The following is a 25,536-nucleotide window of genomic DNA, read 5'->3' as shown; positions in this document are numbered from 1 at the left end:
GGACGCAGATGGCATACACGTACGAAGACAAGCTTCAATTCATCCAGAACCTGTACTGCGCGGCTCGCCAAGTCTCGGACGAGACCGGCTGTTCATGGCAACTGATCCTCGCGCAAGCGGCGCTCGAAACGGGGTGGGGCGAGAAGACGCTGCACGGTACGAACAATATCTTCAACATCAAAGCCGACAAGAGTTGGAAGGGTGAGTCGAAAGTCTTCCATGTGCAGGAGGAAAAGGCGGACGGCAGCATGGTGTGGGTCGACGATCCCTTCCGCGTGTATCCGTCGATCCTCGAAAGCTTGCGTGACCGCCAAAAGTTTCTGGCCGAGAACCCGCGATACCGCGAGAACGGCTTGTTCGACCCGGGCACCAAGGGGAATCTGCTCAAAGAAGCGACCGCATTGCGAAGGGCCCATTACGCGACCAAAGACGATTACCCGCAAAAATTGCAGGGGATGTTCGAGTGTAAGTCGATGCAAAAGGCCATAGCCCGTGCCCAGAAAGAGGGCTGCAAGGGTTGCCTGCCAACGCTGAACATCTACGTGCTCGATGGTGCGCGGGTCAAGCTCGAGGGCGCAAAGGTCAAGGCATCGCAAAATGGTAAGACGCTTGAACTCGTAGCGGATAAGGACGGTCATGTCCAGATTCAGGCTGCACTGTCGAATGGCAAGGTCACGATCGAGGTGTGGTCCGAGCATGATAAGACGTGGGTGCCCGCCGAGCAGGACTCGAAGCCTTCCACGCCGCCGACGGCATTGACGTTTATTGCGCCAACGTTTGCCGTTCAGACTTCGACTGATCATCATGAGCCGGTTGCGGCGGCGAAGGGGGCGAGTGTGCCAGCAGCGGCTTCAAGCACACCGGCTGCACCGGCAGGTGCTGCGAGCGGCGCTGGTGCGGGGGGCGGCAAGGCGTCTGCGGGGGCATCACATACGCAGACTGCGCATCACCCTGGGACAACGACCTACAAGGTGAAAAAGGGCGACTCGCTGATCAAGATCGCAAAAGCGCATTCGACCAGCTATCTGACGATTGCACGACTCAATGGCATTTCGTCGCCGTACTACCTGCACCCTGGGCAGGAATTGAAGATGCCCAAGCCGGCGCATCACGATGCGACGCCAGCGGCTCATGCGGGTAACGCGCAGCAACACGCGGCGCAGTCGTCGCCGGCGGTAGCGTCGCAGCCCGTGGTCCCACCGTCGGCTTCGCAATCGCAAGCCGCGTCCCAACCGCAGGCCGCATCGCAGTCGGAAGGTGCAGCGCAATCGGCTACGCCACCGGCATCCTCGCCTATGTCTCAAACAACACCGCAAGCTGCCTCTCACGCTAGTGCGGCGTCGAGTGCTTCGTCGGGCCAATCTGCGAGCGGTAGTCAGGCAGCGGCGGGCCCCACGATCCTGGTACCCGACAACACGGTTCATGCGGTTCGCTATCGCAGTGAGGCCGACCACCCACAAACGGACGTGATCAGCGCGCGTCGTGCGCCATGGATGGCAGTTGCGGAACAGGAGTTTCACGCGCATGTGCGTCGCAGCCACAAAGGCGAAGAGCAGAATAAGAACATCAAGGAGTATTTCAGCGCTACGTCTCTCCATGTGAACTCAGACCAACTTGCCTATTGCGCTGCGTTCGTGAACTGGTGTCTCGCTCGCTCCGGCTATAAAGGAAACAACAGCGCCGGTGCGGCGACTCTCGCTCATTGGGGCCGAGCGACTCGTGACAACAAGCCCGCCTATGGCGCGGTTGCAATTGTTCGGATTCCTCCTCAAGGCGTCTATCACGTCACATTTATTAGAGGAAAGGTGGCAAGGTCGAGGCATGCCCTAAACCTTGGCACTCTTGGAGGAAATCAGGGACATGACCATGTTGTGAGTCACAGTTCCGTGCCTGCGTCATGGGTAACACACTATCGGTTTCCTGAGGAATATACGGAGAGCGACGAAGACTACGATCTTGCGTTCGTCGATGTGGATGGCGCTACTATGACGGCCGCTTCCACCCGATAGTGCAGCACTTTGTATGACCTGAATGGACGTTTACAAATGAAGAATTTTCTTGCCCGCGCTGTGATGGCCTCTATCTTTTTTTCTCCGATTGCGAGTCGGGCATTTGACGGGGTGGTGACGCTAACGTCGAGAGACGTTCCATATGAGGCATCGATAACGTTGAGGGAGGCGGGGAAGGGCAGTGATGGGAAGCGCAAGGTAGCCTACCAGGTCAAACTGAAATCGACGACATGTCAGTCGGTAATCTCAGGGCAGGCTACGTTTTTTACGCGCAGAGACGACCCGATGACGGTGCTTGGCGGTGACCTCGTAAAAACGTCAGTCTACCGAGATGATGGTGACAACGGCCACGTCGAATTGGTCATGGATGTCGAGTCGAAGAAGCCTCGGTTTGCGAGCGTCGATATTGACAACCCTAAGACGACTCCTAGCGGCTGTGTAGATAAGAAAGGGGACGGCTGGAATTTTTTCGACTGGCCCGGCGCGTCCAAGGGCAAGTGAGCCGAAGATCAATATGAAGAGCGGATTTTTATCGTGGGTACTGCTGAGTGTGATCGGTTGTATGTCTGCTGCGTGTCATGCGGCTGAAAAGAGTGTGATATTGACGTCGAAGGGCGAAGTACTGTATTCGGCATCGATCACGGTGACCGACCTCGGCAAGGACACAGACGGCAAAAAGTTGATCGGCTACAAGCTCGATCTGTCGTCGGCCGTTTGCAAGACGACGCTGTCGGGTAAGGCGAAGTTCACCTCGAAGACCGACGACATGGAGGACGATTCAGCTTTCCTGCAGGATGGCGACACCGTCAAGACGAACGTGTTCAAGGATCACGGCGGCAACGGTGACGTGACGATCATGCTGGACGTCGAATCGAAGTCGCCGCGCTATGCCGGAGTCGACATCGCCAATGCGCACGTGGTGAGCGGAGGATGCATCAAGGACAAAGGCGTCGGCTGGAACTTCTTCAAATGGAAGGCACTGTAATTAGCCGATTGACATCAACTGAATAGGGAGGGGCTTCACATCATGAATCTGATCCGTTTGGATGACGACACCGATCATGGCGGCAAAGTGATCACGGCATCGAAGACGATGAAGTACGACGGACGGTATGTCGCACGCAAGGGCGATGAAGTCTCGTGCCCGAAGCATCCTGACGTGAAGCCGAACGTTATCCTCGATGGAGACGAATCGATGACCGATGACGGCATTCCGATCGCCCGGCACGGGCATAAGGCGACCTGTGGGTGCCATTTGATTTCGAGTCTTGGTTGATATACGCAAGGCCGATATGAAGCGCGGATTTCTACTTCCAGTTTTGCTGGGCATTCTTGCCACCGCTCTCTCTGCGAGTGCCATTGCTGCACCCCCACAGTCGGTAGACATACCACTCGATCATTCGGACGACTTCAGCGCCAGCGCAATCGAACCCATCGGCAACGATCAATACTGCTTAGCTGGAGACATTTATCACGATGAGGTGCCGAATACGAGCGGATTCGTGATGCTTGTCGACGCGAGCAAGCGCCGCGTTGTCTGGTCGTTGGACATTCCCTATGCGAAGTCCAACTACGAAAATGCAGCGCTCTCATGCAAGAGCGACGGCACGTTCCTCTACGTGCTGAGTCAGGAGCAGACGGACAGCTCGTCGTCGGTGAGTCAGTCGGAACTGGTGCTGAGCAAGATTTCTGCGTCGGGCAAGCTGCTCAAGCGACAGCGTGTGTCTGCCGGTTTCGATGAGTGGGACTACCTGCTGAGCGTCGACGCCAATGGCGTATCGGTTGCAGGCGGAATGAACGATGCGCTCAATAGAAGCGGCAAGTTCAGCGTATTCATGGCGACGTTCGATAAGGAGCTCAAACCGCAAGGCGTCACCACGCTCCCGACTGGCGCATTTTGGGTCGGCACGCAAGCCAGGCTTGAGGGACAGCACTTGTTCATGGCGGGACAGTTCATGGCCAACGGTAGCCAAGGATCGTCAGGCCATGATGGCTACGCCGTTTCGAAGGTCGATCTGAGCAAACGCGGGTATGTCTGGTCAACGTACGTGTACCCGCGGGACTTGCTGAGAACCAAGACCGCATTCTTGCCCGACGGTAGCGTCGCCTACGTCGGTCTTTCCGCCTCCAATCGGCCGCCGTTACTCGTTTCCTTGATCGATACGTCCGGCAAGCTGAAGAAGGAAAACTTTACGCTAAGTCAGCCGATCTGTGCCGCCAAAGCGCTTGCGCCTAGCGGGAGTGTGCTCGAGATCATAGGGCGATCATGTAGCGACGAACACTCGTGGTTCTCGGTCAAGATCGATCTCGCGGCAGAGAAGGTGATCGGCACCCAGCGTTTCGATAAAGACGTGGATGCGGTGCAGGCGGAAGGCAATGCATGGCTCAGCGTTGTAGGTGACATCGGCGCCCCCAAAACATTCAAACGCATCACACGTTAAGCGATAGGAGAAGGCCGCCGCAACGCGGCCCTCTGAACATCGACCATCAAACCAACGCCGCCTTCCCCTGCCTAGGTTCACACCGCCGAATCTCCGAGCCGTTGTGCTTGGAAATCACAACCAGCTGCACAAAGCTATTCGCCGGCGCATACGGCGCGAAAAACCGATCCATCACCTCGATGAACGCATTGAGGCTACTGCTCGCGAACGCCTGATCGTCGACTGTCAGCGCGATCTCGATCCCGCGCACGAAGGCCGGGCACGGGTCCATCACGATCCACTGCATCGTCGAGCGACGTTCGAGCCGCGTTACGCCGTCGATATGCCGCGTCTGCGACGACGACAAGCTCGCGAACTGCCGGAACAGCAGCTTGAACTCGTCGAGCCCGGCCTCGCCGAGCTGCACCGGATGCGCCATCATGTGCGAGATCAGGCGCCACAGCGTTTCCTTGCCGCGCGCGGGCTCCACGCTTTCCGTCGGCCTGCGCAGCAGCGACACGGGGCACTTGACGGCACCATGATCGGTCGACAGATCGCCCCCCGGCGTCTTGAACGCCAGCATGCTCGGCAAATTGCGATTCGTGCACGTGAGGCCGATAGCAAGCTCGTCGGCATCGGGCATCATGGGCACGCCGTCGAGCCCCACCAGCGTCAGCTCGATCTCGTGATCGGCTTCCGCGACGATCGCACTCGGGTCGCGCCGAGCGATCCAGTACGGCCCCGACAACTGCTCCGAACTGCCGTGCATCAACGAATGAAACGGTGCGACGCTCACCGGCTCGCTGCGTCCGGCCGAACTCATCCGCACGCTGTCGACCGAATACACGCCGATGCTGCCTTGCTTCGGCGCTTGCGGTACCACGGGAAACGAGGTGGCGGTGCCTTCGAGTTTGACCGGCATCGCATCGTGCTTGAACTGGTTGATGACGGGCGTGCAGAAAAGCTTCAGATGGTCGGTGCTCAGCGTGGCCATGCGCTGGCCGGCCCACGAATCGGGGTGTACGCCCGTGATCGCGAGGTGCAACGTCAAGCGCTCGCATGGACCTGCCGCACGCGTCAGTGCGCCCAGATCGACGTCGACGAAGTCGAACTTGTCGGGGAACGCGAAGTACTCCATCAACAAGCGGAACGAAGCCGTGGCGTCGCCGGAGCCGTCGAGCAACGCATCGTGTTCGTCGAAGCCGACTGCAGTCAGCGGCGAACGGGCAAGCGGACGCCACTGTCCCTTATCGTCGGCATCGACGAAAGCGGCTGCCGTGCGCAGCAGTAATCCGTCGGTCAGTGCCGCCACGACTTCGCGCTGGCCGCTCAGATGCACACGCACCTTCGCCGGCATCGACGCGCCAAGACGGACCGTGGCCGCGGCAGGGGCGAACGTGATCGACACGACTCCGGAGGTATCGTCCGGCAGCTTCACGGTCATCGGCGCAAACGCCGCGAACGCATAGCGCGCCTGCTCGATGCACAGCGGCGCCAGCGTCACGTCGTAGGCGGTACGGAAGCGATAGCCGCCCGTCTTGGTGATCAGTTGCCGGCCGCGTGCGAGTACCACCGGCTGCGTCAGCTGTTTGAAAAGATCGGCCGTGTCGAACTGCGCGATCGAGCACGACGGAAAGGCGCGCAAGTACTGCGGATACAGCGCCTCGAGCATCGCGTGCGCGAATTCAGGGTAGTCGTCGTCGAGCTTGGCGTCGATGCGGGCCGCAAGCAGCGCGAACGACTGGAGCATGCGCTCGACGTGCGGATCGTCGGAATGCTCGCCCGAAATCGCAAGTCGGGCGGCGATCTTCGGATAGCGTGCCGCGAATTCCTGCATGGAACGCCGCAACAGCGCGAGTTCCCGTTCGTAATGCGGGAGCAGATCTTCCATGAAATCGGGTGGTGGTTGAGCGATGAAGTCAATGGCTGGCGGCCCGGGGCCACTTCAGCGAGCGACAAGCATCTTACGCATCTGCGGCACTTCCCGCCACCCTTGCAGCATCGCCGGCAAGGCAAGCCAATGGGTCGCGTGCCGCCTAGGATGCGTGCGTCATCAACACGAGCCGCAGCGCGAGCAGCGCCAGCACGACGGCAAGCGCGCGCGATTGCAGCCGGGCTGCCGTCGAGCGGCCCGACAGCATCCGGTTCAGCGGGCCTGCTCCGGCGCCGAGCGCCACATGAAAGACGGCGGCGATGGCCGCAAGCACGCAGCCGAGCACGACAAGCTGGGGCGTGACCGCGCCGTGGCCCGGGTCGACGAACCGCGGCAGAAAGACCATGAAGAACAAGAGCGCTTTGGGGTTGAGCAAGCCGTTCAACATCGCACGCACGAACACCGCGGTAAGTGACGTTTCGCGTGTCACGTCGTGATGTATCCCTACGCGTCGGCTCCATGCCTGATAGGCCATCCATAGCAGATACGCGGCCCCGGCATAGCGAATCGCGTCGAGGGCGGGCGTCCAGGCGGCGACGATCGCCGTGATGCCGGTCGCCGTCAGTATCGTGAGGATCAGGTCCGCGGCGGTGATGCCGAGTGCAGCCGCAGCGCCGCCGCTCGCGCCGTAGGCGACGCCGTGCGCCAGCACGAATGCCATGTTGGGCCCGGGTGAGAGCAGCAGCATGACGACGGCTGCGGCAAAGATCGACAAGGTCGCGATTCCTGGCATGGGGACACCGATTTGCGTGGAAGACGGGTACAGCGTACGCTGACGACCTGATACACCAAAGAAATTGTTCCAAGTACACGTCCAAGACACGATGACCGCGCCGCGCTACCAATCCATCGTCGACGAACTCGCCGAGCGCATTCGGGCGGGCAAGCTGCTGCCTGGCACGCAGTTGCCCACCGTCCGCATGCTGATGAAGCAGCACCGTATCGCGCTCGGTACCGCGACGCGTGTCTATGCCGAGCTTGCGTCGATCGGTCTCGTCGTCGGCGAGACGGGCAGGGGCACTTTCGTGCGCGACACGACGCTGTCGCGCGGCAATGGTGTGGTTCAGCAGTCGCTGAGCGCGGGTGCTATCGATCTGACCTTCAACTACCCGTCGCTGCCTGGCCAGGACGAGATGCTGCGTGAAGGGCTGCGCAGCATCGCCGCGTCGGGCGATCTGGATGCGTTACTTCACTCGTCCCCCCAAGGTGGTCGTGCGCACGAGCGGCAGACGGTCGCCCGGCATTTGCGCAATCGCGGCATCCGTGTGCCAGGCGAACAAGTGATGATCGTCAATGGCGCGCAACAAGGACTGGCCGTGACCGCGCTGGCATTGCTGAGCCCGGGCGATGTGGTGGCGATCGACTCGCTGAGTTATCCGGGCATGAAAGCGCTCGCACAAGCGATGCGGCTCGAGGTCGTCCCCGTGCCGATCGAGCATGACGGCACCGATCTTCACGCGCTTGAAGTGCTATGTAAGCGCCGCAAGGTGAGCGCCGTCTATACGATGACGACGCTGCACAATCCGCTCGGCCACGTGATGCCGGAGCCGCAGCGCGAACGTCTTGCCGAGCTTGCACAGCGATACGGCTTGCTTATCATCGAGGACGGCGCGTATGCGTTTCTTGCGGAGCCGGCACCGAAGCCTGTGTTTACGTATGCGCCTGAGCACACCGTGTACGTATCGGGGCTGTCGAAGAGCGTTGCTTCGGGGTTGCGTTTAGGATTTATCGCCGCGCCAATGCGTTGGGTGCCGGCACTCGAGCGAGCGATCGGCGTATCGACGTGGAACACGCCTTCGTTGACGGTCGCGCTCGCTTGCCATTGGATCGAGCACGGCATCGTCGATACGCTCGAGCAGCGCAAGCGCAACGATGCTCGACGTAGGCAGAGGCTGGCGCGTCGCGTGTTGCATGGTGCAGCGTTGACGGGGTATGCGTCGTCGTACTTCTTGTGGCTGACGATGCCGCCAGACATTCGCGCCGATGCGGTGGCGGCGTCACTCGCGCGCGATGGCGTGCTCGTGACGACCGCGGAGCCTTTTGCAACGACGGCGGCAGTGCCCCATGCGCTGCGTCTTGCGTTGGGGTCCGTGCCCTTGCCGATGCTTGAAGCGGCTTTGCAGAAGGTGCGGGGAGTCGTGATGGGCGGTTGATCGTTCGTATGCGCTCAATAGAGAACGCACTTCTATCGTGGGTAAGAGGGGCAGATGCAAGGTGTCCGAAAACGCGATCAGGCCGTTCGACGTCGGTCGCGGGGGAGCTTTCGGAAAAACACGACACGCTCGGTTTCATCAAAGCCGAGTGCACGATGTAACGCTTGTGCATCGACGTTGTCGATAGAGGTATCGGAAGCAAATTCTGCGCATGCATGCGAACTTCCCCATTGCTCAATGGATGTACACAACGCTCTCGCAATGCCTTGACGGCGCATGCTGGGGACTACGTAAATGCCTTCGAGAAAAAGCACTGGTGAAGTGTCGCAGCCGTTGACGTAGTCGTGTCGTATTGCAGCCTCGGCGAAGCCGAGTGCTTCGCCTTTGGATGAGATGGCGATAGCCATCGCGTATTGATGTGGTGCTGCGAGTAATTGCTCAGTCTCGTGTGCATGGTCATCTACACTTGTATGTGGCCAGAGCATGTGCCTTAACAAACGCCACAATGAAATGTCAGCTTGAGCTACCGCTCGGATGGTGAATGAAGTTGGAGGCATTGAAAATTTCTATACGGATAGAACGGTACTGCAAAATGGGTATACGACGGAGAGCGCCTGTCCCAATCGGGCTATTTTTCAATGATCGCGACGATGCCGAGTGTGACGAAGAGCGCACCTGCGAGATAGCGACAGACGGTCAATGCGGTGCCACCCGTTGTCGCTTTCTCATATAGCGGATGTGCAAGCGCGATACAAGCCAGGTCGGCGAGTGAGAATAGCAAGTTCGCGCTTATGCCCAATAGGAAAAATTGCAAGCCGACATTGAGTGACATCGACGTATCGACAAATTGTAGTAGGAACGAAAAATAGAACAGCGCGGATTTCGGATTCACTGCTTCGATCAGCGCGCTCGACAAAATTGGGTTCTTCGGCCCCGCGGAGCTTCCGTTGCCAGTCTCGGGCTGGGTGCGGATACGCTGAATGCCAAGCCAGATCAGGTATCCGCCCCCAGTAATGCGAAGCGCGTGATAGAGCCACGGTGATGTTTTCAACACAGCGGCCGCGCCCATAGCAACGGCACTGATTTGCAAGAGTGCGCCGAGATGGATTCCGAGTGCTGACAATACACCTGCGCGGCGACCGTGCTGAATGGTGATCGAAATCGTTTGCAGCAGAGCCGGCCCTGGAATGAAGCCGAAGCCGAGGCAGGTGGCAGTGAAAGCGAGAGCCTGGGAGGTTGTCATCAGATTTCGTCACCAATCACGATGCCAAGCGTTAAACATGATGCCCTCACGTAATCACGGGCTTGTGTGAGCGTGTTTTTCGACAGTCTCGGCATAAACGCCCGGATATAGTCTTCGATTGCGCGCTCGCGATCAAAAATGTCGATGCCACGATAGTCAGCAGCGATGTGCTCACGCAATTCGATGGGCGCGATTTCGAGATCGAGATCGCTCGAAATCGCGGCGGCAGCGTCCGGGTGAGTCAGGTAGTAAAAATCCTTGGACCCGGGTTCGGGCGACAAGAGTTCGATATCGGCGCTGACGATAACGTCTTGCCCGCTGCGCAGGAACTCGACATAGGTGCGCACGTTCTCCCCAAGTAGCGCGTCATTCATACCAAGGTGGCCGAGGACGAATCCTGCCTTAATCGACACACGATGGCGCCGAGCGTTCTCCAGTGCGCGCAGATTCGACGCAGACATTCGTTGAGACGAGAGTTGTGGGTCCTTATTTTTTAGTGGCTTATTGAGCGCCCGTAACGACAGTGACGCGCCTGCATCGACGCCGACGAATAAAATCTGGAAGCCAATCTGCCGCATGGCCTTCAAGACATGTTCCTTTTCCATGCCGTCGGCTCGCGCATACCCGACAAGAATCGGCCGTTCGTCAGGTTCAAGCTCCTGCCACCATATCGGTGGTGTGTTCGCCATATCGAGCATCAGCCGCGAAAACGTAAGGGGAAGTTCGTCGGCAGTGACATACAGATAGTCATACCCCGCCGACCACGCAGCGCGAATCGCCTGCCATGCGTGTACAGCAGGAAGCTCGTTTTTCCACATACCACCGTATTGAATTGAGCAGAATGAACACGCATCATCGCCGCTGAACTTGATGCAGCCGCGGCTGATCTCAACGGGCACCCCACACTTCGCGTGGCGGCCAGTTAGATCACAAATGCGGTGGCCGAGGCGACGAGTGAAATTCCGAGAGTAGGTCGACGTGTGTGGCAGCACGCGGTCAATCAAGCGGTAATCGATCACACGATTAACCTCCTCGCGAATCTGCGGATCGACGATGAGCCGATCCGCTACCCATCGCACGGATCCTGGGTAGATCTCGCTCGTCGTATGGCGACGGAGATCCTGCAGGTACTCGCCAAGTCCTGTGTAGATCTCGTTTCCGACAAAACCACAGTCAATAAGTGTGCGATGGCGAGATAGGATTTCCCGGCTTAACGCCGAAAAGTGATCGTTCCCCATAATGATTGAAATAGCAGGGTCGATTGTTTTGACTGAGTGTGCAATTCGAAGAGATGCTTCGTAGTTTGCGGTGATCGCACTGAGGCAGACAGCAAGTGTGGTCGCCGCTTTGGACTGGATTTCAGAGGTGATGACGTCGATTGGATGCACGACGCCGTCGATGTAGATCGCATCCAATTCGGGAAGCGAATCGACATATGACGCAAGCGATAGGATTCCCAAGTGCGGAAAATTTGCCCAATCGGTATGCTGCACACCCTTTGAGACCGAATCGCCGATCGTCGGGGCCGCACCAATGTCATTGCTGTTGGGTGGATTGATGAAAAAGACGACGTTCCTCGATTTTCCCAATTTGGCTCTCTCATTTTTATTTCATGGGATCGAGGCTAACCAACAATTTCGCTTCAAGGCGCAAGATTCTTTGTGGTTCGGACTGTTTTACGTTGGTGGATCTACTCTAAATTACGAGGGGCGCTAATCAGGAGGGGCTATGCCGGATTAATATGTCGGGCGAACCGAAGCCGGAGCGTGGGATGGGCCGCCGATAATTCAACAACCCATCCTTCTAATCATTCACCACGCGCATATCGATCGAGCAGCTTGAGCGTGACCCCATTGGTCCACCCGAAGCCGTCCTGCAACGGATATTCGCCACCGCCGCCACCACCAGCATTCGGTCCTTCGACGACGTACTTCTCGACGAGCTTCTGATCCGACGCGTAGACCTGCTTCACGTCGGCAAGAAAGCGCACGCCGACTGTCCTGGCGAACTCAGGGTGCCCATAGCGGCATACGCCTTCAATCGTGAGCCAGTGCAGCGGTGCCCAGCCATTCGGCGCGTCCCATTGCTGACCGGTTTCGATCGTCGTCGTCGCAAGGCCGTGCGGCTTCAGCAGTTGCGTGTCGACGGTCTTGATCGTCCGCGCGGCGCGTTCGGGCCACGCTATGCCGACAAACAGTGGATACACGGCGGCGGCCGAAACCTTGTCGCGCGACTTGCCAAGCCGCCAGTCGTAATCGCCGTAGTAGCCATTGCGATTCCACAAATAGCGGTTGATACCGTCGGCACGGCGCTGAGCCTTTCCGACATACTGGGCCGAACAGGCATAGTCCCGCGACAACTCGCAGCCCTTCGCAATGGTGGCTTCGAGCGTGAACAGCAAGCTGTTGAGGTCGACGGGAACGATCGAGGTCGTGCGAATCGTAGCCAGCGTATGGTCGTCGCCGAACCAGCGCGAGCTGAAATCCCATCCCGACTCGGCGGCCGCGCGCAAGTCGCGATAGACCTCGCTCGGGTTGCGTTCCGTAGCTTGTTGGGCCGTCTTCACGTCCTCGAGATACGACTCGTCGCGTGGCGTGTCGCGCTCGTCCCAATAGCGGTTGAGTACCGTGCCGTCAGCCATCACGACTACGTTGCGTGTCGCCTGACCGGGTGGCGTCGTGCTCGCGCCGCTCATCCAGTAGGCGTACTCCTTCCTTAGCTGAGGCAGGTACTTTCGATAGACACCGCTGCCCTCGTTGCGCGCGGCAAGCGCCACCATCAGCGCGAAGAACGGCGGCTGAGAGCGGCTCAGGTAGTAGGTGCGGTTGCCGTTGGGAATGTGGCCGAACTGATCGATCTCGTAGGCGAAGTCGTCGAGCATGTCATCGACGAGGTCCTCATGCCATGATTCCTGCAGGCCCTGCATCGTGAAATAGGTGTCCCAGTAGTAGCCTTCGCGAAAGCGCCCACCCGGCACCACGTAGGGCTGGGGTAGCGGAATCAGCGAACTGTATGCCGGCGCGGTGGTGGTCGTCCGTGTGAGCTTCGGCCACAGCCAGTCGATATGCTCGCGCAGCGTTTGCCCACTCGGCGGCGTGATCACCGGTTCGCTCGGCAGCGTGAAGTTGGCGAGCACGAACGCCTTCAGATCGAAATCGGGCAGGTTCTTTTGTCGCTCGTACTGTTGAACGATCGTAGCCGGGGCGCTATTGGGCACAGCATCCACGAACGTCTTTTGATCGTCGAAGATCTGCTGCGTTTGCACCGCCACGAACAGGTCGCCATAGAGCTGCGAGGGCGGAGGCGGCAGCGTTGGGGCATCGGCATGGCAGGCTTGAGCGGCGATAAGGCCAGCGAACAACAGTGCCGCGGCGAGGCGCACGACGACGTGGGACCACACAGGATTGGGAAGTAAGCGAAGACGAGTACACCGGGATGTCGACGACTCGAACATTGCTTCTCCGCGAGAGGGTCCTTATACGCTCTGCTGGCCGGCCGATGGCGGCGACAACGTCTCGCCAGGCGACGTGCCAAACTCATGCGCCCGCACGAAGTTGCGAATATGTCTGGCGATGAGATCAGGATTCCTTAGCACTACCCAATGACCCGCATCGACCTCCACACGCGTATAGGCACCGAGCCAGCGTTCGAGTCCGATCGACAACCCCGGCCCGATATAGCGATCATGCCGCGGCACGACGAACTGCACGGGGGCGTGTGCGTGACGAGGTCGAGGCTTGCGCATCCGCTCGATGAAGTTGGCGCGATAGAGCTCGAGGCCATTCACCGCGTTTCGCAGCAAGGCCGGGTCGACCTCGACACGAATGCCCTCGGTGAGTTTGATCCATAGCGGCCACGCGCGCACGCCGACGACTCGCCAGGCGAGCTCGGGCACGAAGGGCAAATGAAAGAACGCGATATACCAAGACTTCAGCAATTGCATGAGCCTCGTTCCACGCGAGCCCGTCGTGGCGCCGTCACCGCGCAGCGCATAGGCTGCGTGATCGAGGCATGGCCCCGAGATCGACGTGAACGAAGCGATACGCCCGCGCAACGACTCCTCGGTTACTGCTTCCCAGCTCTGGAGCGATCCCCAGTCGTGGCCGACCAGATGAAACGGCCGTGTGCCGCACGTGGCTTCGGCGACACGCGCAAGATCGGCCGCCAACTGCGGAAGCCGGTAGCCTGCACGATGCGCGGGCGCCTCCGAGGCGCCCGCGCCGCGCACGTCGTAGGCGATGACACGGAATTGTCCGTCGAGCTGCGCGCGTATCGGCTCCCATACGGCAGCCGAGTCGGGATAGCCGTGCACGAGGACGATGGGCGGCGCATCGCGCGGCCCACTCGCACGGACAGCGAGCCGCACGCCATCCGATACGACAGTCGAGGTATCAAGCACGGCGTTCACGTCTGTGCCGTCGTGCGCGATCGCAGGTGGCCAACGTCGGCCGGGCGCTGCATGCCGCTCGTCGTGACAGCGGCGACGAGCTCATCGATGCGGGACAGGTACGCGCTGTTGTCATGGTCCCATGGGTGGAAGCTCGGCTTGAAAAAGCGCAGCCAGTCTAGTGCGATGCACGGAAACACGCCACGCCGGCTGAACAGAAAGCGCACCAGAATCCACGAGTTGCGCAGCCGATGGCCGTGTGGGCGATCGGCTGCGATCAGCCGCACATGGAAGCAGAACACGATGGCCCAGAACATGACGGTGATCTGCAGCATCGTGAGCGTGCGCATCAGATACCGCTTCGGCCCAGGCTTGATCACCGCATTCCAGACATCGAACGACACCGACTTGTGTTCGGTTTCTTCGAGGGCATGCCAGGTCCAGACCTGGACGTAGCTCGGTACCGAGCCTTCGATACGCCGAGGATCGTCGAGCAGCAGCCCGGCCATCATCGCCGTGTAGTGTTCGAGCGCGACCGTTTGCGCGAGTTGGATCGAATGAGGCAACTTCCTGCGTCCATAGTCGAGCAGGTTCGTGATGAACCTGTCGAGCCTCGTGGCCGGTAGCCCCGCTGCATCGAGCAACGCGTTGTACTCGACGTGCTCGCGCGTGTGCATCGCTTCCTGGCCGATGAAGCCGAGTACTTGCTTCTTCAGCTCCGGGTCTTCGATGCGGTCGCGGTAGTAGCGCACGCTGTCGATGAAGTATCGCTCGCCGGCTGGAAACATCAACGACATGGCATTGAAGAAATGCGTGACGTAGGGGCCGAATACATGCCAGTCGCACGCACGATCGGGCGGTAAAGCAAAGCGCAGGTCGCGACGAATAGGCATCGTCATGCTATTGCTCCTTGATGGATGCTTGCGGCAACTCGGCACGCTTGGCCGTCGCGCGCCGCATGCGGCGGATCGTGCGCACGACGAGCGCCTGATACGCGGCCGGCAGACAGCGCGCGAGCGCGTCGGCGGCGCGCGCATCGCGGCCGATCAGCACGCGGCGCTTGTCTCGGCGTACACCATCGAGAATCGTGCGCGCCGCTTGTTCGGGGCTAGTGATAAAGAAGCGCTCGAAGTCTTCCCGTCCTTGACGTTCGTTGTCGATGAGGAATCCGGAGACGCTGGGCGAGATGCGGCTCGCTTGCGCGATGTTCGTGCGGATGCCACCCGGATGCACGCAGGTGGCCGAGACGCCGCATTGCATGAGGTCGAGTTCCTGCCGCAGCGACTCGGTGAAGCCGCGCACGGCGAACTTGGTCGCGTTGTAGGCGCTCATGCCGGGCTGCGCGAACAGCCCGAACACGCTCGAGATGTTGACGATGTGTCCGTTGCCGGATGTCTTCAGATAAGGCAGGAACGCCTGCGTGCCATGGACGACACCCCAGAAGTTCACGCCGACGATCCACTCGAGATCGGCGTAGTCCATGCCTTCGACGGTGCTCGACAGCGCGACGCCGGCATTGTTGAAGATCAGGTTGACTTGAGTGTGCTGCTCCACAGTGGCCGCTGCCCACGCGAACATCGATTCGCGTTCGGCGACGTCGAGCACGCACGTCGTGATGTCGATCGGCACACCGCGTCGTTCGTTTGCGGCCTGCTGTGCGAGGCGGGCGGTTTCTTCGAGAGGTTCCGGGTGGAGACCAGCGAGCGCCAGATGGCAACCTTCACGCGCCAGCGCCAACGCGAGCGCACGCCCGATGCCCGATCCGGCTCCCGTGATGGCGGCGACTTTGTCGGTCAACACTTTCACGTTATGGACTCCCTATGCTTCATGCCGTTTGTGTCGACGACGCGGTCGCGCGCTCGTCGGAAGCGATACCAGCCGACGCATCGGCCGCATCCGGTGCGGCATACGCGTGATAGTCGGCAAGCCGGAATTGACGCGTGGCCTGGCGAAAGCGCCAGGTGAAGCCGGGCCACAGCGTGGTGTTCTTGCCCGTGACAGGATCGAGGTACCAGCTCTTGCAGCCGCCTACGGACCAGATCGCGCGCGCGAGTTTTCGTTGAATGCGCTCGTTGTACGCGCGTTCGATGGGCTCGCGCACTTCGAGCGCGGCAGCGTTGGCTTTGCGCATGGTGATCAGCGCACGCAGCACGTACTCGATTTGCGACTCGATCATGAACACCATCGAGTGATGGCCGAGCCCCGTGTTCGGGCCGACGATCATGAAGAAGTTCGGGAAGGCCGGCAGCGTCGAACCCAGATAGGCATGCGCGCCGTCGTGCCAGGCGTCGACGATGTCGAGGCCCCCGCGTCCGTGAACCAGGCCGCGCTCGAACGGGGCGCTGACATGAAAGCCCGTGCCGAGAATCAGGCAGTCGACGTGATGTGTGCGTCCGTCCGTCGTCACGACGGCATCGGGCTCGACGAGGGCGATGCCGTCTGTGACGACCTCGACGTTCTCGCGCATCAGCGACGGGTAATAGTCGTTCGAGATCAGCACTCGTTTGCAGCCGAGCGTATAGCCCGGCGTGAGGATTCCGCGCAGCATTGCGTCGGGTATCTGCCTGTGCAGATGCCTGAGCGCGAGTTTTTGCAGCGCCTTCATGATGCCCGGATGCACGGAAAACCCCAATGCGCGCGATTCGAGCAGCCAATAGAGCCCGGTGCGTGCGAGACGCTGGGTGAACGGCAGATGCTCGAACAACCAACGCTCGGCCGTGCTGATCGCGCGATCGGGCTTCGGCATGATCCACGGCGGCGTGCGTTGAAACAGCGCAAGGTGCGCGACGTGCGGCGCGATTTGCGGCACGAATTGAATGGCGCTCGCGCCCGTGCCGATCACGCCGACACGCTTGCCCGCGAGCGCATAGCCGTGATCCCACTGCTGCGAGTGGAACGTCTTGCCGGCGAACGTCGACAGGCCCTCGATCTCGGGTACCGACGCACGCGAGAGTCCGCCCATGCCCGAGATCAGCACGCGCGCCGACAGCGTCGAACCGTCGGCGAAACGCAAATGCCATCGCTGTAGGGTCTCGTCGTAACGGGCGTTGACAAGCGCGCGCCGAAAGCGCAGATGCGGCCCGATGCCGAAGCGTTCGGCACAGTGTTCCAGATACGCGCGGATCTCCGGCTGTGGGGCGAACATGCGCGACCAATGCGGATTGGGTGCGAACGAAAACGAATAGACGTGCGATTGGACGTCGCACGCGCAACCGGGGTAATGATTGTCTCGCCAGGTGCCGCCGACCGACTCCGCTTTTTCCATGATGGCGAAGTCGTGCATGCCGGCCGCTTTCAAGCGGATCGCCATGCCTAGGCCGGCGAAACCCGAGCCGATGATCGCGATGTCGACCGTCTCCATCCGGGCGCCCTCCGATGATTGTTTTTATCGATCATTACATTGATGGATGTAACGATAGGCAACCGGACGGCCCGGTGCAAGGGGCCGTTTAGATGGGGGATTCTATGAGGGCGTCACATCATGCCGACACGCCTGGCCGTCGCATCGATGGCCTGTTTGGCCTTGGCGACGAGCTCATCGATTTCGGGCTTGCTGATCACGAGGGGTGGGGCGAGCAGCATGCGATCGCCGCTCGCGCGCATGATCAGGTTGCCGCTGAAGCACAGATCCCGGCAGATCCCGGCGACTTCCGCGCCGTTTTCGAAGCGCGTGCGCGAGCGCGGCTCGCGCGCGAGTTGCAGCCCGGCGACTAGCCCCACGCCCGCGATTTCGCCGACGATCGGATGACCTTCGAACGCTTCGCGCAAGCGAAATTGGAAGTACGGTCCTGTATCGTCTTTGACGCGCTCAACGATGGCTTCCTCGCGCATGAGCGCGAGGTTGGCCAGCGCGACGGCCGTGGCGACAGGGTGGCCTGAATAGGTCATGCCGTGATTGAACTCGCCGTGCTCGACGATCGCTTGCGCGACGCGTTCGCAGATCGCCACAGCCCCCAGCGGGACGTAGCCGCTCGTGATGCCTTTCGCGAGCGCCATCAGATCGGGTTTGAAACCGAAGTGCCGATGCGCGAACCATTTGCCTGTGCGGCCGAAGCCGCCGATGACTTCGTCGGCGACCAGCAGCACATCGTATCGACGACAAATGCGTTCGATTTCGGGCCAATAGGTCGAAGGCGGAAAGATGACACCGCCAGCTCCCTGAAACGGTTCGCCGATGAAGGCCGCGACGTTCTCGGGGCCGAGCTCGAGAATCTTCGCTTCGAGTTGCCGGGCGCGTTCGAGGCCGAATGCATCAGGCGTCATGCCGGGCTCGGCTTCGGCGAAGAAGTACGGCTGGTCGATGTGCACGATGTGTTCGACCTTCGACGGCATCTGCTCGTGCATGTACGCCATGCCCCCAAGCGTCGCCCCGGCGATCGTCGAGCCGTGATAGCCGTTCTTGCGCGAGATCACGTATTTCTTCTGCGGCTGGCCTTGCGTAGCCCAATAGCGATAGACGATGCGCAGTACCGTGTCGTTGGCCTCCGAGCCGCTCGTGCAGTAGAAGAAGTGCGTGAATGGCGGGCCCGCGAGCTGCGCGAGCAGCGCCGACAATTCGGCTACGCTCGGATGCGTCGTCTTGAAGAACGTGTTGTAGTACGACAGCTCACACATCTGCCGATACGCGGCTTCGGCCAGTTCCTTGCGGCCGTAGCCCACGTTTACGCACCAGAGGCCCGCCATGCCGTCGATCAGGCGATGGCCGTCCGAGTCCCATAGATAGACGCCTTGTGCTTTCGTGATGACGCGGCTGCCCATGCGGTTCAACGCGCCCATGTCGGAGAACGGGTGGATATGGTGCGCGCCATCGAGCGCGCGATAGTGCACGGTGTCGGGCGAAGGCGTAGGCAAGGGCTTCTGGTCGTCGAGCGTATGACTCATGTTGGTCTCCGATTCTCAAACGTTGAGCAGCAAGTGCTTGCGTTCCCACGAACTGATCACGCGGAAGAACGCTTCGTATTCGGTTTCCTTCAGCGCGAGATAGGCCTTCACGAACGGCTCGCCGAGCATGTCGACGAGTGGCGTGCAGGCGCCCATCAACGTCAGCGCCTCCTCGAGATTGCGTGGCAGCTGATAGGGCAGCGCATAGCCGTCCGACGCGAGCGGCTCGGTCGGCTCGAGCCGCTGCGCCATGCCGAGATAGCCGGCCGCAAGCGTGGCGGCGATCGCCAGATACGGATTGCAGTCGACGCCGGGAATGCGGTTCTCGATGCGGCGCATGACAGGCGCCGAGTGCGGCACGCGGAAGCCGACCGTGCGGTTGTCGTAGCCCCATTGGACGTTGATGGGCGCGGCCATGAAGCGCGAGAGACGTCGATACGAGTTGATGTACGGCGCGAAGACGGGCATCAAGGCCGGCGTGTACTTCTGCAAGCCCGCGATGTACGAATGGAACATCTTCGACGGCGAGCCGTCGGCGGCCGTGAACAGATTGCGGCCCGTTTCGACGTCGGTCACGCTTTGATGAATGTGCATCGCCGAGCCCGGCTCATGCTCCATCGGCTTGGCCATGAAAGTCGCATACATGTGATGGCGCAGCGCTGTTTCGCGCACGGTGCGCTTGAACAGGAACACGCGATCGGCGAGCTTGAGGGGATCGCCGTGCAGGAAGTTGATTTCCATCTGCGCCGCGCCGACTTCATGAATCAGCGTGTCGATCTCGAGCTCCTGCACGTCGCAGTACTCGTAAATGTCTTCGAACAGCGGATCGAACTCGTTGACCGCCTCGATCGAATACGACTGGCGGCCTGTCTCGGCGCGGCCCGTGCGACCGATCGGCGGACGCAACGGCAAGTCGGGGTCCTTGTTCATGTCGACCAGATAGAACTCGAGCTCGGGCCCGACGACGGGTTTCCAGCCTCGTTCGCGATACTTGTCCAGCACACGGCGCAGCACCCAGCGCGGCGAGATGGCCACGGGCGTACCGTCGAAATGCACGCAGTCGTGAATGACCTGGGCGGTCGGGTCGACGGCCCACGGAATCAAGCGGATCGTCGACGCGTCGGGCACGCACACCATGTCGGGGTCGGTCACGCCCGTGAGGGTCCCATCGGCCGGGTAGTCCCCCGTTACCGTCTGGATCATCACCGCTTGCGGCAGGCGCATCGATTCACCCGACTCGAATTTGTTGCGCGGAATGATCTTGCCGCGCGCGATACCGGTCATGTCGGGGATGATCGCTTCGATCTCCGTGATGTGATGCTGCTTCAAAAAATCGTCGATGTCTTGCATGGTTGTTCTCTCTCGATGAGGCCAAGCGCGGACGGCATAGGTGGGCAACAGGGCCTGTTGCTCTGTCAAATGATTCGTTATCCGAATTGTTGTGCGCGCACGCATGATGAATGGCGTCGTCTACGCGACGATGCGGTAAATGCGAAAGCAGGACGACATGCCGTGCAGCGTCGCCGACGCCGGAAAGCGCGGGGTGGGCGAGTGCCGCCGCGACGCACTGTTCAATGCGTCGTCATGCAGAGGAAAAAAGGAATGACTAGCGCTCGGGAGGCGCTACGGCAGCAGCGACGACACGTCGTCGCGTTGTACTGCGATACCGGCGCGCGCCGCGGCGACGTTGTGACGTCGAACGGAACGACGGGAAAGGAGGGTGGAAACGGAGACGAACCAACGCAGCGCAAGGCTGCCGCGGCGCCCGTCGACGCAGGCGCGACCTGCATGCGAAAACACCGCATGCGGGCAGCGATCCCACCTAACCAAAGGGCCTCGGACTCTCACGATGACACTCGACTGGCATTGAGCCTGTCTTCCAGCATATACGAGCTGATATTGGCGTCAATCCCCCATCCTCGAGCCGATTGTTCAGCGCCGTGTCGAGCGCGTCCCCGAACGTTGGGTGCTGCCGCGTCGGTCATGCGGCTCGGCAGGCTGCGCGGCTGCATCGTCGTGCGCTTGTTCCAGCCGCTTCTCTAGAATGGCCGCGACGCGATTGCCGAGGTAATCGCCCGACGCTTCTTCGAGCGCACGGTTCATTTCGCTTTCGACGAGGATCGACGCGAGCGGCCGCAAGCGCCAGATCGCGTCGATGAGCGCAGGCACGTCCGCGGGGGGCGGCAGCGCGCCGGCTTCGTAGCGGTCGAGGCGCCGTACGACGAGATCGACGAGCACCTTGGCGACTGCCTCGAAATGCGGTCGCGAGGCGCGTACGGCTTCGAGCAGGTCGTCAGCCGGAACGCCTTCCTTCACGAGGGCCGCGCCGGTCGTGAGCGAAGCGGGGCTCGGCGCCACGAACTTCAGGCCGTCGCGTTCCACGAGCCCGAGTTCGACGGCCTGCGCAAGACGCCCGGGCGAGGCGCCGCCGAACATCTTCGCGAGCGCGGCAAGCGAGTACGAGTGCGGTCTTTCATGCGACCAGCGCGAGCCGATTGCGCTTTCGAGACCGAGGATCGAGCGCAGGTCGTGGCCTTGTTCGACAGCCTGGATCAGGTCTTGAATGTTGGCGAGGGTATAGCCGCGCGCGAGCAGGTGATTGACGACCTTCAGACGAGACAGATGCGTGTCGTCATAGACGCCGATCCTGCCACGCTTGGTCGGGGGCGCAAGCAGCCCTCGGTCCTGGTAGGCACGTATATTGCGCACGGTGGTACCGGCGACGCGCGCAAGCTCGTCGACCGTGTATTCGTTGAGCGGCGCATGCGCCGGCGCGCCTGTTTGTGCGGGTGGCGAGGAGGTCGGTTTCGGCATGCGCGGATTGTAGCGCGCAGCTGTGGCGTCGCCGCTGCAGCATGTAAAACCTGCATGTCGCATCGCGCAATGTGCGGCAAAACCAATAATGGGCGCGCCGTCATTCATCCGTACGACGTTATGACGTGATATTGTCCGCGGCGGCGTGAGAGACGTCGCGACCCGATGCTGTGCCGCAGCCTATGCAACTTGCGACGCGCTAGCCGGTCCGAGCATCAGGCAAATGCATAGAAAGCTTAGAAGACTGATATGGACGGAGTACTGAGACTGGAGCACATGACGATCGTCGTGGTCGACGACGATCGATCCAGCAGAGAATCGCTGAAAGAGATGCTCGAATCCGAAGGGGCGCGTGTAGTGGCAGCAGCCGATGCCGAAGAAGGCGTCGAAGCCGTTTTGAGCATGGCACCCGACGCGATCGTATGTGACCTCGACTTGCCGGCGATGGACGGCTTCTACCTGATTCAGCGGCTGCGCGACGATGAAATCCGCAGCAATCGTGTGCCCGCCGTGGCGATCGCCATTACGGGCCATACCGATGACGCCTATCGGCTACGCAGCATCGGGGAAGGCTTCCAGCATTTCATGACCAAGCCCGCGCAGCCCGATCGGCTCGTGGCGCTGTTGGCGGAGACGGCGGCCGCTCACAAGTACGCGAGTGCGGTCCAGGGAATGTGAACGTTCCCTGCTAAGTCTCTGCGTCCGCGGCTCGCGGCGAGGGACTTTTCGTGTGCCATGCGCCCACCAGTGCCTGCTCGATCCATGCCGCGCCGCTGGCGGGCAAATGCGCGAGCAGGCGAGTGTCGGCACCCGCACCGATGGCGATTGCCCCTCCCAGCACGCTCGCCCCGAGGCCACGGCGGATCCATTCGCCAGCGCCTAGCGATCGCTTCATCAACGCGAAGACGCGGCCGCCGATGCCGAGCGCGGCGGTCAGCGAGGTTGCCGCGCCGGCTGCATAGGCCGTCAGCGCCAATGCAGCTGAAATGCTGGCGCCGTTCAAGGCCGCGCCTGTCAACACGAGACCGAGGATGGGGCCCGCGCACGGCGTCCAAAGCATGCCGGTCGCGATGCCAAGCACCAGCGATCCCCATGCCGAAGCCGGCGCGCCTGCGTTGCCGGTACTCAGCCGGTTGCCCAGCGCCACCACAGGGCGCGCGAGCCGGGTGGCCAAGTCGGGCATGAGCAGGGAGAGTCCGAAGACCGCGAGAAGGATCAGCGCGCCATCGCGTCCGTATTCGTTGGCGCGCACCACCCAGCTACCGCCGGCCGACGCGACCGTGGACACGGCGGCAAAAGTCAGCGCCATGCCGGCGAGCATCGGCAGCTTGCTGCGTAGGAATGGCTGTCCGGTTCGGCTCAGGACAAAGGGCAGGACGGGCAGGATGCACGGACTCAGGATGGTCAGCACACCACCCAGATAGGCGAGAATCAGCAGGGTCATGATCGGGCTCCATTCGCAAGGGGCTTGGCTTGCCCTCGATCAGACACCGCCCACATCGCCAGGATGTGTCGCAAACGGCCGAATATGTACCGCTGTGTGGCAGCTTCGTGACCCGATACATTGTGGTACACGCAAGGATGGGCAGCCCCATACAATGTCGTCGGACCTGACAGGCCGCATTCTTCCAATCCTGCCGAGATAAAGCCGATGGACTCGCATATCGACCATATCCTGATCGTCGACGACGACCGGGAAATCCGCGAACTGGTTTCGACCTACCTCACCAAGAACGGTCTGCGCGTGACCGTGGCCCCTGATGGCCGCCACATGAGGTCGTTCCTGGAGGCCGATGCCGTCGATCTGATCGTGCTCGACGTGATGCTGCCGGGTGACGATGGGTTGGTGCTGTGCCGCGAATTGCGCGCCGGGAAGCACAAGGCCACGCCGATCCTGATGCTGACTGCACGCGATGATGAAACAGACCGCATCATCGGCCTCGAAATGGGCGCGGACGATTACCTCGCCAAACCCTTTGCCGCGCGCGAGCTGCTGGCACGCATCAAGGCCGTGCTGCGCCGCACCAGGATGTTGCCGCCCAATCTGCAGATCACCGAGGCCGGACGGGTGCTCGCGTTCGGTGACTGGCAGCTGGATACCACGGCACGTCACCTGATCGACCGCGAGGGCACCATCGTCGCGCTGAGCGGCGCAGAGTACCGGCTGCTGCGCGTGTTCGTCGATCATCCTCAGCGAGTGCTCAATCGCGACCAACTCCTCAATCTCACGCAGGGCCGCGAGGCGGAGATGTTCGAGCGCTCGATCGACCTGCTGGTCAGCCGCTTGCGTCAGCGTCTGAGGGACGATGCGCGCGAACCGAGCTACATCAAGACCGTGCGCAGCGAGGGCTACGTATTGGCAATGCCCGTGGAGATCAAGGAGGCACGCCAGTGAAGGCGCGTTTCCGACCTTGGCCGCGCTCGCTGCGTTCGCGCCTGTTCCTGATTCTGCTGGTCGGCCTGGTGATCGCATATGGCTTGTCATTCGCCGTGCTGTTCTCCGAGCGTTACATGAGCGCACGCGAAGTCATGCTCGACACGCTGGAGACCGACGTGGCGACCTCGATTGCCATCCTGGACCGCGTGCCTGCTGCCGAGCGGCCGCAGTGGCTGCCGCGCGTGAACCGCGGCAACTACCGATATATCCTGGGGCCGGGCTCGCCGGGTGTGCCCGAGATGACGCCGCGCGGGAAGGCGATTGCCGACCGGATCACGCAAGCCAGCGGCGGCCGTTTCCCTGTCGAAGTCGAAGCGATTCCCGGCGGTGGCAAGCAAGTGCAGGCGCACCTGACGCTGAGCGATGGCAGCCCGCTGACGATCGACGTGCACCCCCGCATGACACCGATCGCTCAGTGGCTGCCTTATGTGCTGTTGATTCAACTGCTGCTGCTGGTTCTGTGCTGCTGGTTCGCCGTACGCCTGGCGATCCGGCCGCTGGCGGCGCTGGCCGAAGCGGCCGACACGCTCGATCCCAATACGAGGACACCGCTGCTCGATGAGACCGGTCCAGCCGAGCTGGAACGTGCCGCGCGGGCGTTCAACGCGATGCGCGATCGCATCGCGCGGTTCGTCGAGGAACGCGTGCAGATCCTGGCGGCCATCTCGCACGACCTGCAGACGCCGATCACGCGCATGAAGCTGCGCGTCGAGATGGGGGCGGACTCGGAAGAGAGCCGCAAGATGGAGCAAGACCTGACCGAGATCGAACGGCTCGTACAAGAAGGGCTGGCGTATGCGCGCTCCATGCATGGCGATGGCGAGAAGCCATCGAGAATCGACCTCGGATCGTTTATCGAGAGCCTGGCGTACGACTACCAGGACATGCGCAAGACCGTGACCGTCGAGCAGAACATCGACGGCACCATCGAGACGCGTCCCCATGCGCTGCGCCGGATCCTGACCAACCTGATCGATAACGCCATCAAGTTTGGCGGTGCCGCGGAACTGCGTGTGCGCCGAGAGCGTGGCAGCGTGATCATCGAGGTGCTCGATCGTGGTGCCGGCATCCCGGAAGACAAGCTCGAAGCCGTGCTGCAACCGTTCGTCCGGCTCGAGAACTCGCGCAGCCGCGAGACCGGCGGCACGGGTCTGGGCCTCGCCATCGCACACCAGCTTGCGGTCGCGATCGGCGGTTCGCTTCAGTTGCGCAATCGCGAGGGCGGTGGGTTGGCAGCGGTCGTTACGTTAAATTGACCG

22 protein-coding genes and 1 pseudogene are annotated in these 25,536 nt (G+C 61.2%); 9 read left to right on the top strand and 14 right to left on the bottom strand.

All coding sequences use genetic code 11. The annotated features are described in order from the left end of the window. Positions 1 to 8: 8 nt before the first annotated feature. The 5 genes from D7S89_RS20540 to D7S89_RS20520 all read left to right on the top strand — a co-directional run bounded on the left by D7S89_RS20540 (position 9) and on the right by D7S89_RS20520 (position 4,450). Positions 9 to 2,009, top strand: a complete 2,001-nt coding sequence (locus D7S89_RS20540) for a glucosaminidase domain-containing protein (protein WP_121280576.1) — start codon at positions 9 to 11, stop codon at positions 2,007 to 2,009. Positions 2,010 to 2,045: 36 nt separating this feature from the next. Then, the gene (locus tag D7S89_RS20535) at positions 2,046 to 2,510 is read left to right on the top strand and encodes a hypothetical protein (RefSeq protein ID WP_121280575.1); all 465 of its coding nucleotides are present in this window, start codon (positions 2,046 to 2,048) and stop codon (positions 2,508 to 2,510) included. A 100-nt stretch (positions 2,511 to 2,610) separates the two neighbouring features. Continuing rightward, positions 2,611 to 2,994 carry a hypothetical protein gene (locus D7S89_RS20530; protein WP_147426721.1) on the top strand — a complete coding sequence of 128 codons (384 nt, stop codon included), beginning with the start codon at positions 2,611 to 2,613 and terminating at the stop codon, positions 2,992 to 2,994. 39 nt (positions 2,995 to 3,033) lie between these two features. Next, on the top strand, positions 3,034 to 3,285 hold the full coding sequence (locus D7S89_RS20525) for a PAAR domain-containing protein (protein ID WP_121280571.1): 252 nt from the start codon (positions 3,034 to 3,036) through the stop codon (positions 3,283 to 3,285). After that, positions 3,278 to 4,450 (top strand): hypothetical protein, encoded by a 1,173-nt coding sequence (locus D7S89_RS20520; protein WP_147426720.1) that lies wholly within the window; start codon positions 3,278 to 3,280, stop codon positions 4,448 to 4,450. Before D7S89_RS20525 ends, D7S89_RS20520 begins: the two co-directional genes overlap by 8 nt. 46 nt (positions 4,451 to 4,496) lie before the next feature. On the opposite strand, the gene tssF is transcribed toward D7S89_RS20520, so the two are convergent. Both tssF and D7S89_RS20510 read right to left on the bottom strand, forming a co-directional pair. Continuing rightward, positions 4,497 to 6,320, bottom strand: a complete 1,824-nt coding sequence (gene tssF, locus D7S89_RS20515) for a type VI secretion system baseplate subunit TssF (RefSeq protein ID WP_121280567.1) — start codon at positions 6,318 to 6,320, stop codon at positions 4,497 to 4,499. A gap of 145 nt (positions 6,321 to 6,465) precedes the next feature. Further along, positions 6,466 to 7,095: a LysE family translocator gene (locus tag D7S89_RS20510; RefSeq protein ID WP_121280564.1), complete on the bottom strand. Its 630-nt coding sequence runs from the start codon at positions 7,093 to 7,095 to the stop codon at positions 6,466 to 6,468. 91 nt (positions 7,096 to 7,186) lie between these two features. Here D7S89_RS20510 and D7S89_RS20505 point away from each other — a divergent pair, with 91 nt between their 5' ends. Then, positions 7,187 to 8,515: an aminotransferase-like domain-containing protein gene (locus D7S89_RS20505; RefSeq protein WP_121280562.1), complete on the top strand. Its 1,329-nt coding sequence runs from the start codon at positions 7,187 to 7,189 to the stop codon at positions 8,513 to 8,515. Between the two features lie 77 nt (positions 8,516 to 8,592). On the opposite strand, the gene aac(6') is transcribed toward D7S89_RS20505, so the two are convergent. The 11 genes from aac(6') to D7S89_RS20450 form a co-directional block, all read right to left on the bottom strand. Continuing rightward, complete coding sequence (aac(6'), locus tag D7S89_RS20500; protein ID WP_183085286.1) at positions 8,593 to 9,072, bottom strand: aminoglycoside 6'-N-acetyltransferase; 480 nt, start codon at positions 9,070 to 9,072, stop codon at positions 8,593 to 8,595. Between the two features lie 71 nt (positions 9,073 to 9,143). Continuing rightward, a complete protein-coding gene (locus D7S89_RS20495) occupies positions 9,144 to 9,758 on the bottom strand; it encodes a LysE family translocator (protein ID WP_121280558.1) in 615 nt (204 codons plus the stop codon). Then, positions 9,758 to 11,347, bottom strand: coding sequence for a B12-binding domain-containing radical SAM protein (locus tag D7S89_RS20490; protein WP_121280556.1), 1,590 nt, complete (start codon positions 11,345 to 11,347; stop codon positions 9,758 to 9,760). Before D7S89_RS20490 ends, D7S89_RS20495 begins: the two co-directional genes overlap by 1 nt. A 218-nt stretch (positions 11,348 to 11,565) precedes the next feature. After that, entirely contained in the window at positions 11,566 to 13,212 is a 1,647-nt protein-coding gene (gene treA, locus D7S89_RS20485; RefSeq protein WP_121280553.1) for an alpha,alpha-trehalase TreA, read from the bottom strand. Between the two features lie 21 nt (positions 13,213 to 13,233). Next, positions 13,234 to 14,166, bottom strand: coding sequence for an alpha/beta fold hydrolase (locus tag D7S89_RS20480; protein WP_121280551.1), 933 nt, complete (start codon positions 14,164 to 14,166; stop codon positions 13,234 to 13,236). After that, entirely contained in the window at positions 14,163 to 15,044 is an 882-nt protein-coding gene (locus D7S89_RS20475) for a metal-dependent hydrolase (RefSeq protein WP_183085285.1), read from the bottom strand. The genes D7S89_RS20480 and D7S89_RS20475 overlap by 4 nt, the downstream gene beginning before the upstream one ends. A gap of 1 nt (position 15,045) precedes the next feature. Beyond that, a complete protein-coding gene (locus tag D7S89_RS20470; RefSeq protein ID WP_121280549.1) occupies positions 15,046 to 15,951 on the bottom strand; it encodes an SDR family NAD(P)-dependent oxidoreductase in 906 nt (301 codons plus the stop codon). A gap of 19 nt (positions 15,952 to 15,970) precedes the next feature. After that, a complete protein-coding gene (locus D7S89_RS20465; protein WP_121280547.1) occupies positions 15,971 to 17,506 on the bottom strand; it encodes a flavin-containing monooxygenase in 1,536 nt (511 codons plus the stop codon). Between the two features lie 113 nt (positions 17,507 to 17,619). Then, positions 17,620 to 19,026 carry an aspartate aminotransferase family protein gene (locus tag D7S89_RS20460; protein WP_121280545.1) on the bottom strand — a complete coding sequence of 469 codons (1,407 nt, stop codon included), beginning with the start codon at positions 19,024 to 19,026 and terminating at the stop codon, positions 17,620 to 17,622. Positions 19,027 to 19,041: 15 nt separating this feature from the next. Then, a complete protein-coding gene (locus D7S89_RS20455) occupies positions 19,042 to 20,376 on the bottom strand; it encodes a glutamine synthetase family protein (protein WP_121280543.1) in 1,335 nt (444 codons plus the stop codon). A gap of 582 nt (positions 20,377 to 20,958) precedes the next feature. Further along, a complete protein-coding gene (locus D7S89_RS20450; RefSeq protein WP_121280716.1) occupies positions 20,959 to 21,840 on the bottom strand; it encodes a MerR family transcriptional regulator in 882 nt (293 codons plus the stop codon). 249 nt (positions 21,841 to 22,089) lie between these two features. On the opposite strand from D7S89_RS20450, the gene D7S89_RS20445 reads away from it, so the two are divergent. Next, complete coding sequence (locus D7S89_RS20445; RefSeq protein ID WP_121280541.1) at positions 22,090 to 22,518, top strand: response regulator; 429 nt, start codon at positions 22,090 to 22,092, stop codon at positions 22,516 to 22,518. 19 nt (positions 22,519 to 22,537) lie between these two features. Here D7S89_RS20445 and D7S89_RS20440 read toward each other — a convergent pair. Further along, positions 22,538 to 23,284 (bottom strand): annotated as a pseudogene (locus D7S89_RS20440) (cytochrome c biogenesis CcdA family protein); the annotation flags it as partial. A gap of 207 nt (positions 23,285 to 23,491) precedes the next feature. On the opposite strand from D7S89_RS20440, the gene D7S89_RS20435 reads away from it, so the two are divergent. Further along, positions 23,492 to 24,235, top strand: coding sequence for a response regulator (locus D7S89_RS20435; RefSeq protein ID WP_121280537.1), 744 nt, complete (start codon positions 23,492 to 23,494; stop codon positions 24,233 to 24,235). Then, a complete protein-coding gene (locus D7S89_RS20430; protein WP_245983095.1) occupies positions 24,232 to 25,533 on the top strand; it encodes a sensor histidine kinase in 1,302 nt (433 codons plus the stop codon). Before D7S89_RS20435 ends, D7S89_RS20430 begins: the two co-directional genes overlap by 4 nt. The last annotated feature ends 3 nt before the right edge of the window (positions 25,534 to 25,536 follow it).

The sequence above is a fragment of the Trinickia fusca genome, assembly GCF_003628145.1.
GTDB lineage: Bacteria > Pseudomonadota > Gammaproteobacteria > Burkholderiales > Burkholderiaceae > Trinickia > Trinickia fusca.
The sequence above is the reverse complement of the archived record's forward strand: the minus strand, read 5'-3'. Positions and strand labels throughout refer to the sequence as shown.